Source organism: Rhizobacter sp. P2_D12 (assembly GCF_056404395.1).
This window is the reverse complement of sequence record NZ_JBFUEB010000251.1, coordinates 1-2,190: the sequence shown is the minus strand read 5'-3', so window position 1 is coordinate 2,190 and position 2,190 is coordinate 1. Positions and strand designations below refer to the sequence as shown.

At 69.3% G+C, this 2,190-nt stretch carries 2 protein-coding genes; both read right to left on the bottom strand.

Annotation, left to right across the window (positions count from 1 at the left end; genetic code table 11):
- The coding region (locus AC1DYN_RS32170) for a FadR/GntR family transcriptional regulator (RefSeq protein ID WP_477966799.1) at positions 1–509 on the bottom strand (509 nt) is incomplete at its 3' end.
- A 172-nt stretch (positions 510–681) separates the two neighbouring features.
- Positions 682–2,190: pectinesterase family protein (locus AC1DYN_RS32165; protein WP_477966797.1), on the bottom strand; the 1,509-nt coding region annotated here is incomplete at its 5' end.

Here is a 2,190-nt window from a genome sequence, read left to right as displayed (position 1 = left end):
TCCTCGGTCTGGAAGTGCTCCTTGAGCTTGTGCCACAGCGAACCACGCTGGCTCCACAGGTATTCGATGACGCCGACCATGGCGCTGTTGCCGGTCGCGCGCGCGATGGCCAGGTGAAAATTGCGGTCGGCCATTTCATTGGCGCTGCGGTCTTCATGATGCTGTTCCATCTCCTCCACGGCGAGCAGGATGGCGTCGATCGCCGAATCGTTGGCGTGCTTCGCCGCCAGCGCGRCAACCTCGACCTCGATCATGCGGCGCGCGGCCAGCACTTCGAACGGGCCCGGCCCGGCCGTCGGCACCACTGCCTGCGGCGCCGCCTGTTCACTGACATAGACACCCGAACCGCCGCGCACCTCGACCTTGCCGCCCAGTTCGAGCGCGATCAGCCCTTCGCGCAGCGACGTGCGGCTGACCCCGAGCTTGGCCGCCAGCTCGCGCTCGGCCGGCAGGCGCTCGCCACCGCGGATGTTCTCCGCACGGATCAGTTCTTCGATCCTGGCCGCCACGACCCGGTACAGCCGCGGCTCGGTGGTGCCGGGTTCATTCAGCGCTGGAGTAATCTTCATCGGTCGGTTTGTCCTGGATAATTGGCAGCTCTGCCAAAACTAGCGACTCTTAGTTTGGCCGGCCTGATGTGGCAAGGGTGTGCGGCAAATAGTTATCGTGGTTGCTATGCGTTCATGGCTGCGGGTTCCAGCCGCTCCCGGCAAACACGGCGGCGCGGGTCAGGTAACGCGCTGCCTGCGCAGCGTCCAGCACCGCGCCGCCGTAGTGGCGCGGCTGGCCATCCGGCGCGCGGTTGCCRTATTCGCGCCAGCCACCCTGCAGCGGATTGGGCGCCGGACGGCGCAGCCAGCCGTCGGCCGCGATGTGCGGGCCGATGGTGCACTCGATGAAGGCGACGTGGTCCCAAGTGTTCGCCGTTCCCGGCGAGCGCGCCAGGTAGGCGCTGCCGTCCGGGGGCAGGTTGCCCGCCGGCCCGGGGCCGCGGGTCAGGCGCGAGCGCAGGAAGACGAAGCCCGGCTCGGCCGGGCCGATGGTGCGGGCCTGGACGATGTAGCCGCCGCTGTCGGGATTCGCGCTGTCGCCGACCGTGCGGATTTCGCTGTCTTCGAACAGGGTGGCCCGGTTGTTCCCCCATACGAAGTCGACATTGCCCTCGACCAGCGATTTGTAGATCCACGCGTAACCCTTCAGTTGGAGCGTGTCCTGCTCGCTGGCGAAGTGCGCATTGCGCACCGACAGGCGCCCATCCAGGCTATTGAAAAACAGCGTCTCGGCCTGCGGAGAATGGCCGTCGCTGCGCAGTGTGGTGTTGTGCAGGGCGATGTCGCGGATCTCGAGCAGGTCGCTGTCCTGGGCCAAAAACAGCGCGCGCCCGCCCAGCAGCCCTGGCTCCTGCGATGCCTGGCCGCTGCCGGAGCCAGGATTGAGGGTATCGCTGTTGGTGGCGCGGATGATCGTCGCTTCGCGGCTGGCGCCGCGCAAGGTAAGCCGGTCCTTGTCGCGCAGGTACAGCAGTTCGGGATAGACGCCGTCGCGCACGTTCACCGTCAGCGGCATGGCGCGTGGCAGGCCCATCGCGTAATCGAGCGCACCCTGCACGGTGCGGAAGTGGGCGCGGCCGGTGGTGGCCACCGTCACGCTGTCGCCCACCGGGCGGTGCGGCGTCGTGCGAAACGCCCAGCGTGCGCCAGTAAAGTCGGCGCCGCGCACCAGGCGTGCCTCGGCCGCCGCGACATACTCGGTATCGTACTCCAGGCCATGTGGCAGGCGGGCGCGCAACTGGCCGTCGACCAGGCGCAGCCGATGCTCGCGTACCAGGCGCTGGCGCGGCGCCGGGCCGATCCTGCTCACGGTCTCGCCGGGCCGGATCACGCCGGCCAGCGCGCCATCGCGCTTGCGCCAGATCCGGATGCTGCCTTCGCCGCTCAGCTGCGCGCCGGGCGCCAGCGCCAGACGGAGCAGCGTGTCGGGCGGTACGCCGCGCTCGCCGCGCGCCGGGTCGAGACCTGCGCTGGCCGGCGCGCCCGTCGGTTCGACAAAGCGCGGGCCGACGGCCACGGTCAGATTCGCTCCGGCCCACGGGTCGCTCGCGCTGCTGAGCGCGACCGTGGTCTGGCCAGGCATCAGCGGCGTGATCCGCAGCGCGCCATCGACCACGACAGCCGTTGCGATGCGCGCATC